The following is a 15824-nucleotide window of genomic DNA, read 5'->3' as shown; positions in this document are numbered from 1 at the left end:
ACGGGGGCGAGTGCGACCGGCGCCGCTATTGCAGCGTAACTGCAATAGCGGAGTTACGGTCGAGCAATCGGCACGGCGGCCAGCTGGATTTCGAGCAACAGCCGGTCGGCGGGGTCGGCCAGGTCGATACCGAGTACGGCCTCGGCCCGGCGCAACCGGTAGCGCAGCGTATTCGGGTGCACGCGTAGCGCGGCGGCCGCCGCGCTCACCTCGCCGTGTGCCCGCAGATAGGCCAGCACCGAGCCGCGCAGTTCGGCGGCGTGCTCGCGGTCGTAGGCGTCGAGCGCGGTCAGCCGGGGATCGTGCAGGTGCGGGCGATCCCGGACCAGCTCGACGATCTCGGCCAGCAGCACCGCAGTCCTGGCCTCGGCCAGGGTGGCGACCCGGCTGCCCGACGCCGCGGCCGCCGGGCTGTCCAGGACGCGATCGACTTCCGCGCGGGCGCCCGCGACCGCTGTCAGCCCGGCCACCGGCGCCGCGACGGCCGCGCGCACCACCAGCCCGCGCGCCTGTTCCAGTTGCGCGACGAGCTTGCGCAGCCAGGAGCCGACGGTGCGCTCGGAGTGGTAGGACGGCAGCAGCACATACACCCGGTCGCCGATCGCCTCGGTCACCGAGTCGTCCCGAAAAGCGCTGGCGTGCAGCCGGATCAGACCGCTCGACGCGGCCAGGTCGGCGACCGGACCGACCGGGGCGAAGCCGATCACCGCGGCGGGACCGGTCGTCGGCAGGTGCAGCGCGGCGGCGACGGACGGCACGTCGACGCCGTCACCGTGCGCGCCGAACAGCCTGCGCACCAGCAGGGCTTCGGTCGAGGGCGCCTCCAGCCCGCGCGCGATGATCCGCGCCGCGACCGCCGACGCGCCGCGCAGCACCTGCGCCGCGTCGGGGCGCAGCGGGCGGTCGCCCTGCTGCAGCCAGATGGTGCCGAGCATGCGCTCGGGGGTGCCGCGCCGGATGCCGACCACCAGCCTGCGCCGGATGTCGAGTTCGGGATGTTCGGGCACGTCGACGACCTCGTCGCTGCGCCGCACCCGGTCGAATACGCCCCATTCGCGCAGGATCCGCAGGTAGTCGCCCGGCCCCTCGCGGCCGAGGATGGACCGGATGCGCAATTGGTCGGCGGAGGCGTCGGACGCCGAGTACGCCAGCACGTGCGACTGGGGGTCCTCGATGGAGACCATCCCGCCGGTCTCCTTGGCGACCACCTGCGCGAGGCCGAACAGATCGGTGTCGGGGGCGAGCAGGTCGTGGTCGTCGGCGGCGGCGCGCTGGCCGGGCGAGCGGGCCAGCATCCGGCGCACCAGCGCGAACACCTGGTCCCAGCGGGCCTGCCGGTGCACGTGCACCAGGGCCAGGCCCGCCGCCGACGCCGCGACCCGTACGGCCGGAGAGTCGTTGGCGCTCTTGGTCATCAGGACACGCGGCCGCTGACCGGGAGCACGGGCGCCGACGCCGCGCAGCCACCACAGCGTGGCCTCGGCATCGACACCGACGAGCAGGTACACCTCCGGCAGCGGGCCCTCGGCCTCGAGCTGGTCGGGCAGATCGGCGGGCTCGGCGAGAGCGACCGAGCGGAGCGGGACCGACTCCCCCGCGGGCGCGTCGACGAGCGTGGCGACGGTGTGGTCGAGGGCGGCGAGCAGCTCGCCCAGTGTCGTGGCGTCATCCGGCATCGCGGGCCTCCCAGAGCTTTGTCCGATCGGATGAACAATGATCCGCTTCTTCGTCCGATCAGCCGATTATGCCGCCTCCCCGCGGGTGTTGACTACGTCACATCCCGCCACCACTCGACGCAGGAGCCGCCTTCATGGACGCCATCGCGACCACTCCGCCACCGGTCAACGAACCGGTCGGCACCTTCGCCCCGGGTACTCCGGAGCGCGCCCGGCTGCGCACCGCACTCGCCGAACTGTCCGCGACGCCCACCGAGATCCAGCACGTGATCGGCGGCCGCCACCTGCGCGGTGACGGCCCGAGCTTCGAGGTCGTCCAGCCGCACCGGCACGCCGCCGTGCTCGGCACCCTGCACGACGCGACCACCGCCGAAGCCGCCGCCGCGGTCGCGGCGGCCACTGCGGCGGCACCGGCCTGGCAGGCGATGCCGTTCGACGACCGGGCAGCGATCTTCCTGCGCGCCGCGGACCTGCTGGCCGGTCCGTGGCGCGAGACGATCTCGGCCGCGACGATGCTCGGCCAGTCCAAATCCGCCTATCAGGCCGAGATCGACGCGCCGTGCGAGCTGGTCGACTTCTGGCGTTTCAACGTCTCCTTCGCCCGCCAGATCCTGGCCGAACAGCCGATCTCGGCGCCCGGGGTGTGGAACCGGATGCAGTACCGGTCGCTGGAGGGTTTCGTCTACGCGGTCACGCCGTTCAACTTCACCGCCATCGCGGGCAACCTGCCGACCGCGCCCGCGCTCATGGGCAACACCGTGGTGTGGAAGCCGGCCCGCACCCAGGCCGTCGCCGCCTACCTGACCCTGCGCCTGCTCGAGGCGGCGGGACTGCCGGCCGGGGTGATCAACCTCGTCCACGGTGCGGGACCGGCCATCTCCGAGGTCGTGCTCGCCGATCCGCGCCTGGCGGGCGTGCACTTCACCGGTTCGACGGCCACCTTCCAGCACCTGTGGCGCGAGGTGGCGCAACGGATCGACCGGTATCGCACCTACCCGCGCCTGGTCGGTGAGACCGGCGGCAAGGACTTCGTGCTGGCCCACCCCTCGGCCGACCCCGCGGTGCTCACCACGGCGCTGCTGCGTGGCGCGTTCGACTACCAGGGGCAGAAATGCTCGGCCGCCTCGCGCGCGTACGTCCCGCGCTCGGTGTGGGCGGCGATGTCGGAGGACCTGATCGAACGGACGGCGGCGCTGCGCTACGGCGACGTCGCCGACTTCACGAATTTCGGTGGCGCCCTGATCGATCGACGCGCCTTCGACCGCAATACCGCCGCGCTGGAGCGGGCCAAGGCGACACCGGGGCTGACCGTGGTGGCCGGTGGCCACAGCGACGACAGTGTCGGCTGGTTCGTCGAACCGACCGTCGTCGTCGGTGACGATCCCGCCGACGAGATCTTCCACACCGAATACTTCGGCCCGATCCTGGCCGTGCACGTCTACGACGACCGCACCCCCGCCGGTTTCACCGCGGCCATGGACCTCGTCGACGGCGGCAGCGCCTACGGGCTGACCGGCTCGATCATCGCCGAGGACCGCGCCGCGATCGCCGCGGCCACCGACCGGCTCACCTTCGCGGCGGGCAATTTCTACATCAACGACAAACCGTCGGGTGCGGTCGTCGGCCAGCAGCCGTTCGGCGGCGGGCGCGCCTCGGGCACCAACGACAAGGCGGGCTCGGCGCAGAACCTGCTGCGCTGGACCTCGGCCCGCACCATCAAGGAGACCTTCACCCCGCCGACCGAGCACCGCTATCCCCATCAGGCACCCGAGACGGAGGCCCGCTGATGTCCGCCGTACTGCGCTCGACCCTGCTCGCCGCCGCCCGCTCGGCGCGCCTGGAACGTACCATCACCCGGCTGCCGGTCAGCCGGGACGTGGTGGCCCGCTTCGTCGCGGGCACCACCACCGCCCAGGCGGTGCGCGCGGCCGAAACCCTGCTCCGCTCCGGCCGTTTCGTCAGCATCGACTATCTCGGCGAGGACACCACCGACCTGGCGAGCGCGGAAGCGACAGTCGCGCAGTACCGCGCCCTCATCGCCGCGCTCGGCCGGCTCCCCCAGGCCGAGGTCGCGGCGGGCGCCGTTCGGCCGCTGGAGGTCTCGGTGAAGCTGTCGGCACTCGGCCAGGCCCTGCCCCGCGACGGCCACGCGATCGCCCGCGAGCACCTCCACCAGATCTGTGCCGCCGCCGAGGCCGCGGGCCTGTGGGTCACCGTCGACGCCGAGGACCACACCACCACCGACTCGACCCTCGAGATCGTGCGCGAGCTGCGCGCCGACTACCCGTGGCTGGGCACGGTCGTGCAGGCCTACCTGCGCCGCACCGAGGACGACTGCCGCGCGCTGGCGGGCCCCGGCTCGCGCATCCGGTTGTGCAAGGGCGCCTACGACGAACCCGAGTCGGTGGCCTTCCGCGACCGCGCCGAGGTCGATGCCTCCTACCTGCGCTGCCTGGCGATCCTGACCGCGGGCGCGGGGTACCCGATGATCGCCTCGCACGACCCTGCGGTGCTCGCCGCCGCCGGGGTGGCGGTGCAGTCGGCGCAGCGCAAGACCGAGGAGTACGAGTACCAGATGCTGTTCGGCATCCGCGCCGACGAACAGCAGCGACTCGCCGCCGCGGGCAACCACGTTCGCGTCTATGTCCCCTACGGTGACCAGTGGTACGGATACTTCATGCGCAGGCTGGCCGAACGGCCCGCCAACCTGGGGTTCTTCCTGCGCGCGCTGGTCGGCGGGCGCGGGTGAGGACCGGCTCTCGATTCGGGCACCACCGCTGAACAATATTCACTCTCGGCGCCTGCGGCCCCGGCGTGGCGGTGTACTCAGCTGAGCCTCCCGGCAGGAGGTCGGCTCGTACATCGCGACGCGGCGGTGTGCGCCGACGGAAGGAACGCGAATGTCTTTCGCAGAGTTGCGCGCCCAGATGCTGCGCCGCAAACCTCTCGTCGAAGTCGAGGACGAGATCCCGAGCGACGAGCGGCTCGCCAAATCGCTCGGCCTGTGGCAGCTGACCGCGATCGGCGTCGGCGGGATCATCGGCGCGGGCATCTTCACGCTGGCCGGTTCGGTCGCCCACTCGGTCACCGGTCCGGCGGTGCTGATCTCGTTCCTGATCGCCGGTGTGGCCAGCGCGGCGGCAGCGCTGTGCTATGCCGAGTTCGCGGGCATGGTGCCCAAGGCCGGCTCGGCCTACACCTACGGCTACGTCTCGCTCGGTGAGCTGGCGGGCTGGTTCATCGGCTGGGATCTGCTGCTCGAGTACATCGCGGTGGCGGCGGTGGTCGCGATCGGTGTGTCCGGCTATTTCGGGTTCCTGCTCGACCAGATCGGCCTGACCCTGCCCGAGTGGATGCTGGGCGCGCCCGACACCGGCGACGGACGCGTGGTCGACCTGTTCGCCGTGCTGTTCTGTCTGGGCACCGCATGGGTGCTTTCGCGGGGGATCGACAGCGTCGGCCGGTTCGAGACGGTCGCGGTCGGGATCAAGGTCGCGCTGGTCGTGCTCATCGTGGTGCTCGGCGTGTTCCACATCGACAGCGCGAACTACGACCCGTACTTCCCGTTCGGCGCGGGCGCGGTGTGGACCGGCGCGGCGACGGTGTTCTTCGCGGTGTTCGGCTACGACGCGATGAGTACCGCGGCCGAGGAATCGGTGGACGGGCGCAAGCACCTGCCCAAGGCGATCATCTATTCCCTCGGCATCGCCATGGTGCTCTACGTGCTGGCGACGCTGGTGCTCACGGGTATGCAGAAGTACACCGAGATCAGCCCGACCAGCGGTTTCTCCACCGCGTTCGAGGCGGTCGGGATGCCGGGCGTCGCCAACATCATCGCCGTGGGCGCGATCGTCGGCATCGTGACCGTGGTGCTGACGTTCATGCTCGGCGTCACCCGGGTGTGGTTCGCGATGAGCCGCGACGGCCTGCTGCCCGCGTGGTTCGCCAAGACCCACCCGACCCGCAAGGTCCCGACCAGGGTCACCTGGATCGTCGGCATCGGCGCGGCGATCCTGGCCGGCGTGCTGCCGATCAACACTGTCGCCGAGCTCACCAACATCGGCATCCTGATGGCCTTCATCGTGGTGTGTGTCGCGGTGATCGTGTTGCGGCGCACCAGACCCGATGCGCCGCGCTCGTTCCGGCTGCCGTTCATGCCGGTGATCCCGCTGGTCGGCATCGGGTTCTCGGCGTACCTGATCTACTCGCTGCCGTGGGAGACGTGGGTCCGGTTCCTGGTGTGGCTGCTGGTGGGTCTGGTCGTCTACTTCGGCTACTCGCGCACGCATTCGGTGATGAACCGGACGGCGGTGCCGCCGAGCGCGTAGCCCGGGCCCGGGCGGTCTGTGCTGTGATGGGCCGATGAGTTCAGGGCACGAGGTCGAGGCGGCGGGCGAGCGCGCGGCGCGCCCGCCGCGACGGCGCCGCGATCCGGAGAAGACCCGCGAGGCCATCATCGACGGACTGCTCGCCGCGCTCACCGACGGCGATTTCGCGCCGACCACCCGCGCGATCGCCACCAGGGCAGGCACCTCCGAGCGCAGCATCTTCGTGCACTTCGCCGATCGCGAGGCCCTGCTCGTCGCCGCGGTCGAGCGTCAGTCAGCGACGGTGGAGGCGTGTCTGATCACCCCTGATCCCACGCTGCCGCTCGACGATCGGATCGCGCTGGCGGTCCGGCAGAGCGCGGCGATCTTCGATCTGCAGCGCTCACCGCGCCTGCCCGGGCTGCAGGAATCCCGCTCGGTCGCCGCGATCGACGCGCGGATGCGGCGCACCGACGAACGCATCCGCGACACGCTCGCCGCCCTGTTCGCCCCCGAGCTGGCCGGTGACGACGAACTGCTCGACCTGATCGACGGTGCGCTGGCCTGGCCCGCCCACCACCATCTCCGGGACCGGCGCGGGCGGTCGCGGGAGCAGGCCGCGGCGGCGATCGAGCGGGCGGTACGGCGGCTACTCGCTCAGGGCTGACTCCGGGCGTACCAACACCCGTTTGAGGATCTTGCCGGTCTCCCCGCGCGGCAGCGCGGACAGGAACGTGACATCACGCGGCACCGAGAAGCGGCTGAGCCGGTTGCGGATATAGGTGCGGACCATGTCCGAATCCAGGCCCGCACCTTCGCGTTTCACCACGAACGCGGCCAGCCGCTGCCCGAATTCCCGATCGGGCACGCCGACCACGGCGACCTCGGTAACCTGCGGCAGATGGGCCAGCGCCTCCTCGACCGGCCGCGGGAAGACGTTCTCGCCGCCGGAGATGATCATCTCGTCGTCGCGGCCCGCGACGAACAACCGGCCCGCGGCGTCGAGATAGCCGAGGTCGCCGGTGTCGAGCATGCCGTCGGCCTCCTCCGGCGGCGCGGAGTTGACGTAGCCGTCGAAGAGCATGTGGTTGGCGACGAAGATGTGCCCGGTCGCTCCGACCGGCACCGGGCGCAGGTCGGGACCGAGTACGGCCACCCGGGTGCCCAGCGGCGGTCGGCCCGCGGTGGTCGGTGAGACCCGCAGGTCGGCGGGGGTGGCGACGCTGGCCCAGGACACCTCGGTCGAGCCGTACACGTTGTAGAGCACGTCGCCGAAGGTGTCGAGGAAGCGCAGCACGGTGGCCCCGGCCAGGGGCGCGCCACAGCTCACGACGTGGCGCAGACTGGACAGATCGAAGCTCGCGCGGATCTCGTCGGGCACGTCGAGCAGCCGCTCGACCATGGTCGGGACAACGATCAGCGTGGTGATCCGGTGCTCGACGATCGCGCGCAGGCAGGCGAGCGCGTCGAAACCGTCGGTGAGCACCACGGTCGCGCGCAGCGCCGTGCTGAGCTGCAGGCCAGCCAGGCCCCAGGTGTGGAACAGCGGCGCCGGAATGAGGACGACCTCCTCGACCCGCATCGGAATCCGCGACAGCAGCGCCGCGATGGTGCCGAAGCCCTTGGGGTGCGGGCGGCGCGCGCCCTTGGGCGAGCCGCTGGTGCCCGACGTGAGCACGATCAGCCTGCCGGGATGGGCGGGCACGGGAAAGTCGTTCTGCCCCAAGCCGATCAAGCCGTCGATGGTCGTGCGTTCCGGATCCGGCGGCTGGTCGTCGGTGGTGAACCGGGGCACATCGCTGTGCAGGTAGCGGATCAGGGTCTCCAGCGGCCCGTCGACGTAGACCGCGCTCAGCCGGTGCCGCTGCACGATCTCCTCGATCCGCCGCCCCGACAGCCCGGCGTTGAGCAGGGCCACGTCGACGCCGAGTTTGCCCGCCGCGACCATGGTTTCGACCATGCCCGCGTGATTGCGCGAGAGCAGGCCGATGGCGTCGCCGGCGCGCAGGCCGAGGCTGTACATCGCCCCGGCCAGTGCGGTGGACCTGGCGTCGACCTCGGCGAAGGTGCGCGTGCCGTGCGGGTCGATCAGCGCGAGCCGCGTCGGCGTGTGCGCCGCGCCCGCGGCGTAGCCGCCGGCCAGGTTGAAGCCCCACTTCGCCAGGGAGCGCAGCTGTTTCACGATCGAGAGGGGTTCCGGGCGCATCAGCCCGGTGGCCGCGATGCTGCGCACCACCCCGGTGTTGCGGCGCAGCACCGAGCGCTCGGCGTTGATCACGATCGAGGATCTGGTGCCCGCGATGATGTCGGCGGTCCGGCGCAGCCCCGCCTTCACCCAGTCGGTGACCGTGGCGTTGCTGCGCGCGCCGAGCATCGGGTGCACCCGGTCCGCGGCGAACAGGGTGATGTCGAGCCGGGTGCGCTGCTCGTCACCGCGCAGCCGGATCGAAGCGAAGCTGCCCAGCGCGGGGCTGCGCAGTTCGAAACTCTCGTACCAGCGCCCGATCTCGAGCACGAACTCATGGGTCTCGATCCCCGCGGTGGCCGAGCCCACCCGCACCTGCCAGACCACCGAACCATCGGGTCGCTCGACCCGTTCGCAGCTGCCGATGCCGGTGAACATCCGCGGGTAGCTCTGTGGGTCCAGCAGGACGTCCCACAGTGATTGACGCGCGATCGTGAAATCCGCGGTGACATCGATGACGTCGGTGACCAAACTCCGTGCTCTTCCCGTCGGCCTGTTCGACCAGTCGGTCGGCGGGCAAATATGAGCGCCGCGGTCGATACCGCCGCGCGGGTCGTCACGCTACCCGCCCGTGCCGCTCCTCGATCCAGAATCAGACAAAACCGGTAGTTCCGGACCGCTTCGGCCGGACTTTGGTTTGCGCGCCACACCCCGCGACAACGCAGATGTGAAACTGTCCAATCGCTTGCACCCCACCCGGGGATGCCGAAGTATTGCCAGCAGTACCGACCCGATCTGCAGGAGTCGCCGCGCGAGCGGCACGACGAGCGAAGAGGTGTGGACATGACAGCCAGCTGGCCAGGTAGTTCGATGAACTCGTTCGACGACATCTTCCAGCGATTCTTCGGCCCCGGGATGTCGGCCAAACCCCCCGTACAGCGCATCGACCTGGGCAGACTGATGACCGACAATGCCAAGTTGCTCATCGGTTCGGCGCGCGAGGCGGCGCAGGAATGGGGAAATCCGGAGATCACCCCCGAGCATCTGCTCTACGCCGCCACCGAATCCGAGCCGGGCCGCAGCATCGTCGCCGAGCTCAGCCTCGACCCCGACCAGGTTGCCGAGCAGATGCAGGACTTTCTCGACACCGGTTCGCCCAGCGAGAACGACCTCGCCGACATCACGCTCAGCCCCGGCACCAAGACGGCGCTGCGCGCCGCCCAGCGCCAGGCCGCCCAGAACGGCAGCAGCTACATCGGCCCCGAGCACATCCTGCTCGGCATCGCCTCGATCCCCGATTCGATGGCGGCGCAGGCGCTGATGGCGGGCATCGCCGCCACCCAGAGCGGCAACTCCGCCGGCCCGGCCACCACGGGCGCGCCCACCAAGCGCCGGCCGCAGACCGACACCCCGACGCTGGACGAGTACGGCCGCGATCTCACCGCGGAGGCCCGCGAAGGCCTCGTCGACCCGGTAGTCGGGCGGGCCGAGGAGATCGAGCAGACGATCGAGATCCTGTCGCGGCGGCGCAAGAACAACCCGGTGCTGATCGGTGATCCCGGTGTCGGCAAGACCGCCATCGTGGAGGGTCTGGCGCAGCGGATCGTCAACAACGACGTGCCGTCGACCCTCGCCGACCGCCGCGTCATCGCGCTCGATGTCGGCACCTTGGTGGCGGGCAGCAAGTATCGCGGTGAATTCGAGGAGCGGTTGACCAAGATCCTCGACGAGGTCCGCGCGCACAAGGACAAACTGATCGTCTTCATCGACGAGCTGCACACCATCGTCGGCGCCGGTAGCGGCGGCGAGGGCTCGATGGACGCGGGCAATCTGCTCAAGCCCGCGCTCGCCCGCGGTGAACTGCACGTCGTCGGCGCGACCACCATCGACGAGTACCGCAGGTACATCGAGAAGGACGCCGCGCTCGAGCGCCGGTTCCAGCCGGTGCTGGTGTCGGAACCCTCCGTCGAGGACACCATCGAGATCCTGCGTGGCCTGGCCGACGTCTACGAGGAGCACCACCAGGTGCGCTACTCCGACGAATCGCTGGTCGCGGCGGCCCAGCTCTCGGATCGCTACATCACCGACCGGTTCATGCCCGACAAGGCGATCGACCTGATCGACCAGGCCGGCGCGCGGGTCCGGCTGCGCTCGGGCACCCCCGACCCGGAGGTCAAGGCCAGAGACGAGGAGATCGCGCGGCTGTACCGGGAGAAGGACGCCGCGGTCGACGACGAGGACTACGAGAAGGCCAACGCCATCAAGGCCGATATCGCGGCCAAGGAGGAGGAGCTCGAGGAATCCGGGGTGCGCTCCGGCGAACCCGAGGTCGCGGTCGTCGACATCGCCGAGGTGATCTCGCGGCAGACCGGCATCCCCGTCGCCGACCTGACCGCCGAGGAGAAGCAGCGCCTGCTCCAGCTCGAGGAGGTGCTGCACAAGCGGGTCATCGGGCAGGACGAGGCAATCGTCGCGGTGGCCGAGGCGGTGCGCCGGGCCAGGGCCGGGCTCAAGGATCCGAACCGGCCGATCGGCTCGTTCCTGTTCCTCGGCCCGACCGGTGTCGGCAAGACCGAACTGGCGAAGGCACTGGCGGAGGCCGTCTTCGGGGACGAGGACCGGCTGATCCGCTTCGACATGAGCGAGTTCCAGGAGAAGCACACGGTCTCCCGGCTCGTCGGCGCGCCGCCCGGATACGTCGGCTACGACGACGCCGCCCAGCTCACCGACAAGGTGCGCAGGCAGCCGTACTCGGTGATCCTGTTCGACGAGGTCGAGAAGGCGCACCCCGATGTGTTCAATGTGCTGCTGCAGCTGCTCGACGACGGCCGGGTCACCGATTCCAAGGGCCGCACCGTCGATTTCAAGAACACCATCGTGATCATGACCTCCAACATCGGCTCCGATCTGATTCTGAAGGCGCCCGAGGGCGACCTGGATTCGATCGTTCCCGAGCTGGAAGAGCGCCTGCGCCAGCACTTCCGGCCCGAGTTCCTCAACCGCATCGACGAACAGATCGTGTTCCACCGGCTCGACAAATCGCAGCTGGAACGGATCGTGAACCTGATTCTGGACAAGACCCGGCGCATGCTGGCCGCCCAGGACATCGGGCTCGAGATCAGCGATTCGGCGGTGGACTGGCTCGGCGAGCGGGGTTTCCAGCCCGAGTTCGGCGCCCGGCCGTTGCGCCGCACGGTGCAGAAGGAACTCGACAACCGGATCTCGCGCCTGCTGCTCGACGGTGGGCTCGACCCCGGCGCCACGGTGCGGGTCGACACCGCCGACGATGATCTGGTCGTCACCGCCCAGGCCCCGGCGAACACCGCCGGTACCAACGGGTCCGGGCCGAAGCCGCAGGCGAAGAAGCCGGCCAAGAAGTCGGCGAAGAAGGGCGAGGACAAGAAGCTCACCTCGTCGAAGAAGTAGCGGAAACGACGATGGCCCGGTCCGCGCGGACCGGGCCATCGTCGTTGTCGCGGGTCAGCCGCCGGTGACCACGCAGGATTCACCGAAGCGGTAGCCCTTGCCGACGTGCACGTCGGCGCCGCGGCCGACCCCGCCCTGCAGGGCCGCCAGACTGTGCGGACCGCTGCTCGACGGAATCCAGTCGATGCTGGCCGTGCCGTCGAGCGGGACGACCACGGCCAGCAGGGTGCCGTTGTCGTAGAAGGAGACAGGTTCGAGGCCGACGCTGAGCCGGGCCACCAGGTGATGGGTGCACCCGGTGCCATAATTGGTTGCCATCCCGAAGCTGAGTCCGGGATCGACCGTCAATTGCGAGACCACCGCGGAGGCCGACGGAGAGCCCACCGTCATGGCCAGCAACGCCGTCCCGGTGGCCGCGATGGCGAAGGCGAATTTCCTGTCACTCATATCTCACGTCCTTGTGCTGCGGGGCCGGCCGAACGCGAGGCCGGCGAGTCGAGTCAATCCTCACCCCATCGCACGACCGATGGTGGGAGAACACACGAAACGTTTCCCGGCCCGGAGCCGCTACACCCGTGACCAGAGGGCGGGCGCGTTCGGCGGCGTCCAATTCGGGTCGTGCACGGTGTGCGCCTGCCGGCAGCTGTAGGTGACGCCCTGGTAGGTGACCTTGTCACCGATCGCGAAGGTGGTTATTCCTGCCTGCTGGCCGGACCGGTGACCCAGCCGTGGGCATCGGCGTTCGCGGTGGGGGCCGACAGGTGGCGAGCGGCCAGGACCATGGCTCCGGCGACCGACAGAATTCGGCTTCGCACTATCAATACTCCTCGGAAACGCACACGGAGGACGGCAGGGGCCGGCGTGCCGTCCGGGGGAATCATGTCGAGCGATGTCACGAACACTCCGATATCGAACTGTGACTGGGACAGTAGGGCGACGAAGATCACTCGTCAAGCATCGGAATAGCGAAAAATGGGGCTACTCGCAGGCATTCGACAGCACGGCACACTCGATGCGAATACAGCGAATAATTCCGGATTCGAACCGATCGGTTCGCATATCTGGCAATCATTCGGTTATCAGCCCTGCTCCGGGCTTTCGAGGAGTTTGCCGGAAGTTGCCGAAATGTCATCCGGTTGACAACAAGGACACTTACCGATAGCCACGGACACCGCCGGGCGACCGGCCTGGCGAACGTTGCGCGACTTCCTCGAAATTCGTCCGGCGGGCGGTATCGCTCAGCCGAGGAAGGCCAGGATCCCGGCGGTGATGAGCTCGGCGTAACGGGCCCGGCCGGCCGGCGTCTCGATGAGTGCGGCATCGATGTCGGAGCGCATGTTGCCGCATTCGACCAGCGCGGACGGGCGCTGCGCGAGATTGAGCCCGGCCAGATCGGCCCGCGGGTCGAGCCCGGCCGAGCCGACATAGGTCGAGGGCACCGCGCCGCCGTGCACCATCGCATCCCGCAAGGCCGTCGCCAGCCGCACGCCGGCCTCGGCCTGGACCGGATTCAGCGGCGGGTCGGAATAGGCGATGTGGAAGCCGTGCGCGTCCGCGCCGGTATTGCCGTCGGCGTGGATGGAGACCACCGCGTCGGCCGCCGCGTCGTTCCCGATCGCGGCCCGCCGGTCGACGCAGGGTCCGACGCCGGTGTCGTCGTCGCGGGTCAGGATCACCCGCACGCCCCGCGCGCTGAGCGCGTCGCGCACCCGCTGGGTGACGTCCCAGGTGAACTCGTGCTCGGTGTATCCGCTCGCCGCGGCGGTGCCGGTGGTGTTGCAGGCCTTGGCCCCGCCCCGGCCGTCGGGCACCTGCGCGGTGATCTGCCCGAGGTTCGCGGCATTGCCGCCGTTGTGCCCGGGATCGAGCACGACCGTGCGGCCGGCCACCGGCGGCACCACCGACGACACCGGTGACGCGGACGGGATCGCCTGGGTGGGGACGGGTTTCGTCACGGACTCGACCGCCGTCGGCGCGGGAGTCGACCCCGGGGTGGTGGCGCACCCGGCGAGCAGCACGGTGGCCGGGAGCAGCAGCAGTGTGGTGCGCACACCGTCACGCTGCCATACGCGTCCGAGTCAACGCGGCAGGGCGGCGATATGTGGTCGGGGTACGTCGACCCACGCGGTGTACCCCGCGCCGTTCAGATGGAGGCGGTCACGGGTGAATTCCGGTCGCAGGCTGCCGGTTTCGTCGGCGAGCGCGGACCACAGGTCGACATAGACAGCGACGTGGGAGGTCACCACGTCGATCGTCGTCCGGCCACAACCGCGGCGCGGCTGCCGGCGGCGGGCATCACGATCACGCACCGTCCGATCAGCCCCGGAGCACGACGCGCATCGGCAGGCTCGCGTGCCGCCGGACGAACAGGCTCCGCACCCAGCGCGGCGGCGCTTCCTCGAGGAGGGTGAATTGTTCGGTGCGCTCGAGCAGCAGGGTGATCGCGGCGGTCGCCTCGAGCCGGGCCAGCGCCGACCCGATGCAGAAGTGCGCGCCCGCGCCGAAGGCCGCGTGCGCCCGGCCGCGCGGTCGGGCCAGGTCGACGACGTCCGGTGCGCCGAACACGGCCGGATCGCGATCGGCCGCGCCCCACAGCAACAGCAGGTGACTACCCGCGGGCAGCGGGACCCCGGCCAGCTCGGTATCGGCGACGACGTGCCGGTGGTGACCACGGAAGGGTGACTCGACCCGCAGCGCCTCGTCCAGGAAGGCGGGCACCAGCTCGGGACGCTCCCGCACCGTGTGTTGCAGGTCGAGGTCGGTGGCCAGCAGCCGCGCCGCCGAGGCGATCAGCCCCGCGGTCGACTCGCCGCCCGCACCGATCAGCTGGACCACGATCAGCACCGCTTGCTGTTCGTCGATCCGGCCCGCCGCCACGGCCGCGGCGAGCACATCGATCAGCGCCTCCGGCGCATCCTGATCAGCGACCCGCGCCGTCGCGGCGTGCACTGCCCGGTAGGCGTAGTGAGCCAGTTCGGCGGCCGAGGTGACCAGGTCGGTCATCCGGCCGTCGGCGACGACGCCGCCCAGCATCTCGGTGGAGTCGTAGGCCCACGACAGCAGTTGCGGCACATCGGCGCGGGGGAATCCGACGAGTTCGGCGATCAGCGCCAGCGGCAGCCGGTCGGCGATGCCGGTGGCCCAGTCGATCCGGTCGCCGTCGAGTTCCTCGGCCCACAGCTGTTCGGTCAGCTCGGTGACCACGGGGCCCAGGGTCCGGACGCGCTTGGCCAGGGCCGGGCCGACGATGCCGCGGTGCGCGGAATGCACCGCGCCGTCGGCGGTCGCGAGCACGTGCACGGCCTCGCCGGTGGCGTCGAGGTCGAAGGTGACCGGCACCGCGCCCGGCTGGGCGACCAGCACGGCCGTCAGATGGGAGGAGAAGTCCTGTGTCCGCGCGGTCGCCTCGGTGACGGCGGACCACGACGCGACGAGGTAGAAGTCGGTGCCGGGCACCCGATGGACCGGTGCGTGCGCACGCAGCGCGTCATAGAGGGGATAGGGGTTGTCGAGCACTGCCGCGTCGAAGAGATCGATCGCCCCGAGGTCCGTGGTCATCGTCGTCGCCTTTCTGATCAGGATGTCGGCGCTCACGGTCCCCCGAGGTGATGAAGTGGTCAAGAACCGTCTCATGCTGAGACAATGAAGCCGTCTCGTCTCGAGACAGCGAAGGAGGCCGGATGACCACCGACTGGCTGGCGGGCGGCGACCGCCGCGCCGTCGCGATCGACCGGATCGAACGGGCCGCGCTCACCCTGTTCCTCGAACGCGGCATCGACGAGGTCACCGCCGACGACATCGCCGCCGCGGCGGGGTGCTCCCGCGCCACGATGTATCGCCACGTCGGCGGGAAGCCGCGCCTGGTCCGCGCGGTCATGGTGCGAGCGGCGGGCACCGTCGCCGCCCGTGTCGAGGCGGCGGTCGATCAGGTACCGGCTCGACGACGCCCGGTCGAGGCGATCCTGGCCGCCGTCGCGGCGATCCGCGCCGATCCCGTGCTTCGGCAGTGGCTGGTCCGGCACCGCTCCCCCGATACCGACGAATTCCTGGCCGACGCACCGGAACTGGGCCGGATCGCGACCGCGCTCACCCGCATCGCCCCCGACGACGCGGCGGCGGGCTGGATCGTGCGGGTCGTGCTCTCGCTGCTCACCTGGCCGCTGCCCGACGCCGCGGCCGAACGTCAGCTGGTCGAACGCTTCGTCGGCCCGGCCCTGCGCCCGCGCTGAG

14 protein-coding genes are annotated in these 15824 nt (G+C 70.3%); 6 read left to right on the top strand and 8 right to left on the bottom strand.

Features of this window, described 5'->3' with window-relative positions; translation table 11 throughout:
- Positions 1-53: 53 nt before the first annotated feature.
- Complete coding sequence (locus NV348_RS31785) at positions 54-1676, bottom strand: PucR family transcriptional regulator (RefSeq protein WP_447150175.1); 1623 nt, start codon at positions 1674-1676, stop codon at positions 54-56.
- Between the two features lie 134 nt (positions 1677-1810).
- Between NV348_RS31785 and pruA the strand changes: the two genes are divergently transcribed.
- The 4 genes from pruA to NV348_RS31765 all read left to right on the top strand — a co-directional run bounded on the left by pruA (position 1811) and on the right by NV348_RS31765 (position 6650).
- The gene (pruA, locus tag NV348_RS31780) at positions 1811-3463 is read left to right on the top strand and encodes an L-glutamate gamma-semialdehyde dehydrogenase (RefSeq protein WP_447150174.1); all 1653 of its coding nucleotides are present in this window, start codon (positions 1811-1813) and stop codon (positions 3461-3463) included.
- Positions 3463-4425 carry a proline dehydrogenase family protein gene (locus NV348_RS31775; RefSeq protein ID WP_447150173.1) on the top strand — a complete coding sequence of 321 codons (963 nt, stop codon included), beginning with the start codon at positions 3463-3465 and terminating at the stop codon, positions 4423-4425. The genes pruA and NV348_RS31775 overlap by 1 nt, the downstream gene beginning before the upstream one ends.
- 151 nt (positions 4426-4576) lie before the next feature.
- Positions 4577-6004, top strand: a complete 1428-nt coding sequence (locus tag NV348_RS31770; RefSeq protein WP_447150172.1) for an amino acid permease — start codon at positions 4577-4579, stop codon at positions 6002-6004.
- 34 nt (positions 6005-6038) lie between these two features.
- Positions 6039-6650: a TetR/AcrR family transcriptional regulator gene (locus NV348_RS31765; protein WP_447150171.1), complete on the top strand. Its 612-nt coding sequence runs from the start codon at positions 6039-6041 to the stop codon at positions 6648-6650.
- Here NV348_RS31765 and NV348_RS31760 read toward each other — a convergent pair.
- Positions 6633-8699, bottom strand: a complete 2067-nt coding sequence (locus NV348_RS31760) for an AMP-binding protein (protein ID WP_447150170.1) — start codon at positions 8697-8699, stop codon at positions 6633-6635. The genes NV348_RS31765 and NV348_RS31760 overlap by 18 nt on opposite strands.
- 312 nt (positions 8700-9011) lie before the next feature.
- Here NV348_RS31760 and NV348_RS31755 point away from each other — a divergent pair, with 312 nt between their 5' ends.
- A complete protein-coding gene (locus tag NV348_RS31755) occupies positions 9012-11594 on the top strand; it encodes an ATP-dependent Clp protease ATP-binding subunit (RefSeq protein ID WP_447150169.1) in 2583 nt (860 codons plus the stop codon).
- A gap of 54 nt (positions 11595-11648) precedes the next feature.
- Here the strand turns inward: NV348_RS31755 and NV348_RS31750 are convergent, their stop codons facing one another.
- The 6 genes from NV348_RS31750 to NV348_RS31725 form a co-directional block, all read right to left on the bottom strand.
- Positions 11649-12041 (bottom strand): hypothetical protein, encoded by a 393-nt coding sequence (locus NV348_RS31750; RefSeq protein ID WP_447150168.1) that lies wholly within the window; start codon positions 12039-12041, stop codon positions 11649-11651.
- Between the two features lie 120 nt (positions 12042-12161).
- Positions 12162-12275, bottom strand: a complete 114-nt coding sequence (locus NV348_RS31745) for a carbohydrate-binding protein (RefSeq protein ID WP_447151201.1) — start codon at positions 12273-12275, stop codon at positions 12162-12164.
- An 11-nt stretch (positions 12276-12286) separates the two neighbouring features.
- Entirely contained in the window at positions 12287-12409 is a 123-nt protein-coding gene (locus tag NV348_RS31740) for a hypothetical protein (protein WP_447151235.1), read from the bottom strand.
- 423 nt (positions 12410-12832) lie between these two features.
- Positions 12833-13645 carry an N-acetylmuramoyl-L-alanine amidase gene (locus NV348_RS31735; RefSeq protein ID WP_447150167.1) on the bottom strand — a complete coding sequence of 271 codons (813 nt, stop codon included), beginning with the start codon at positions 13643-13645 and terminating at the stop codon, positions 12833-12835.
- Between the two features lie 27 nt (positions 13646-13672).
- Entirely contained in the window at positions 13673-13837 is a 165-nt protein-coding gene (locus tag NV348_RS31730; RefSeq protein WP_447150166.1) for an SGNH/GDSL hydrolase family protein, read from the bottom strand.
- A gap of 73 nt (positions 13838-13910) precedes the next feature.
- A complete protein-coding gene (locus tag NV348_RS31725; RefSeq protein WP_447150165.1) occupies positions 13911-15152 on the bottom strand; it encodes a cytochrome P450 in 1242 nt (413 codons plus the stop codon).
- A gap of 122 nt (positions 15153-15274) precedes the next feature.
- Here NV348_RS31725 and NV348_RS31720 point away from each other — a divergent pair, with 122 nt between their 5' ends.
- Positions 15275-15823 (top strand): TetR/AcrR family transcriptional regulator, encoded by a 549-nt coding sequence (locus tag NV348_RS31720; protein ID WP_447150164.1) that lies wholly within the window; start codon positions 15275-15277, stop codon positions 15821-15823.
- Position 15824: the final 1 nt, after the last annotated feature.

The organism is Nocardia fodinahabitans (assembly GCF_052983615.1).
Note: the sequence above shows the minus strand (reverse complement) of the source record. Positions and strands in the feature narration are given on the sequence as shown.

Excerpts from the sequence above, each read along its gene's own strand:
- NV348_RS31765 (WP_447150171.1), top strand. The coding sequence starts at position 6,039 with ATGAGTTCAGGGCACGAGGTCGAGGCGGCGGGCGAGCGCGCGGCGCGC.
- NV348_RS31725 (WP_447150165.1), bottom strand. The coding sequence starts at position 15,152 with ATGACCACGGACCTCGGGGCGATCGATCTCTTCGACGCGGCAGTGCTC.
- NV348_RS31775 (WP_447150173.1), top strand. The coding sequence starts at position 3,463 with ATGTCCGCCGTACTGCGCTCGACCCTGCTCGCCGCCGCCCGCTCGGCG.
- NV348_RS31770 (WP_447150172.1), top strand. The coding sequence starts at position 4,577 with ATGTCTTTCGCAGAGTTGCGCGCCCAGATGCTGCGCCGCAAACCTCTC.
- NV348_RS31785 (WP_447150175.1), bottom strand. The coding sequence starts at position 1,676 with ATGCCGGATGACGCCACGACACTGGGCGAGCTGCTCGCCGCCCTCGAC.
- NV348_RS31755 (WP_447150169.1), top strand. The coding sequence starts at position 9,012 with ATGACAGCCAGCTGGCCAGGTAGTTCGATGAACTCGTTCGACGACATC.
- pruA (WP_447150174.1), top strand. The coding sequence starts at position 1,811 with ATGGACGCCATCGCGACCACTCCGCCACCGGTCAACGAACCGGTCGGC.
- NV348_RS31750 (WP_447150168.1), bottom strand. The coding sequence starts at position 12,041 with ATGAGTGACAGGAAATTCGCCTTCGCCATCGCGGCCACCGGGACGGCG.
- NV348_RS31720 (WP_447150164.1), top strand. The coding sequence starts at position 15,275 with ATGACCACCGACTGGCTGGCGGGCGGCGACCGCCGCGCCGTCGCGATC.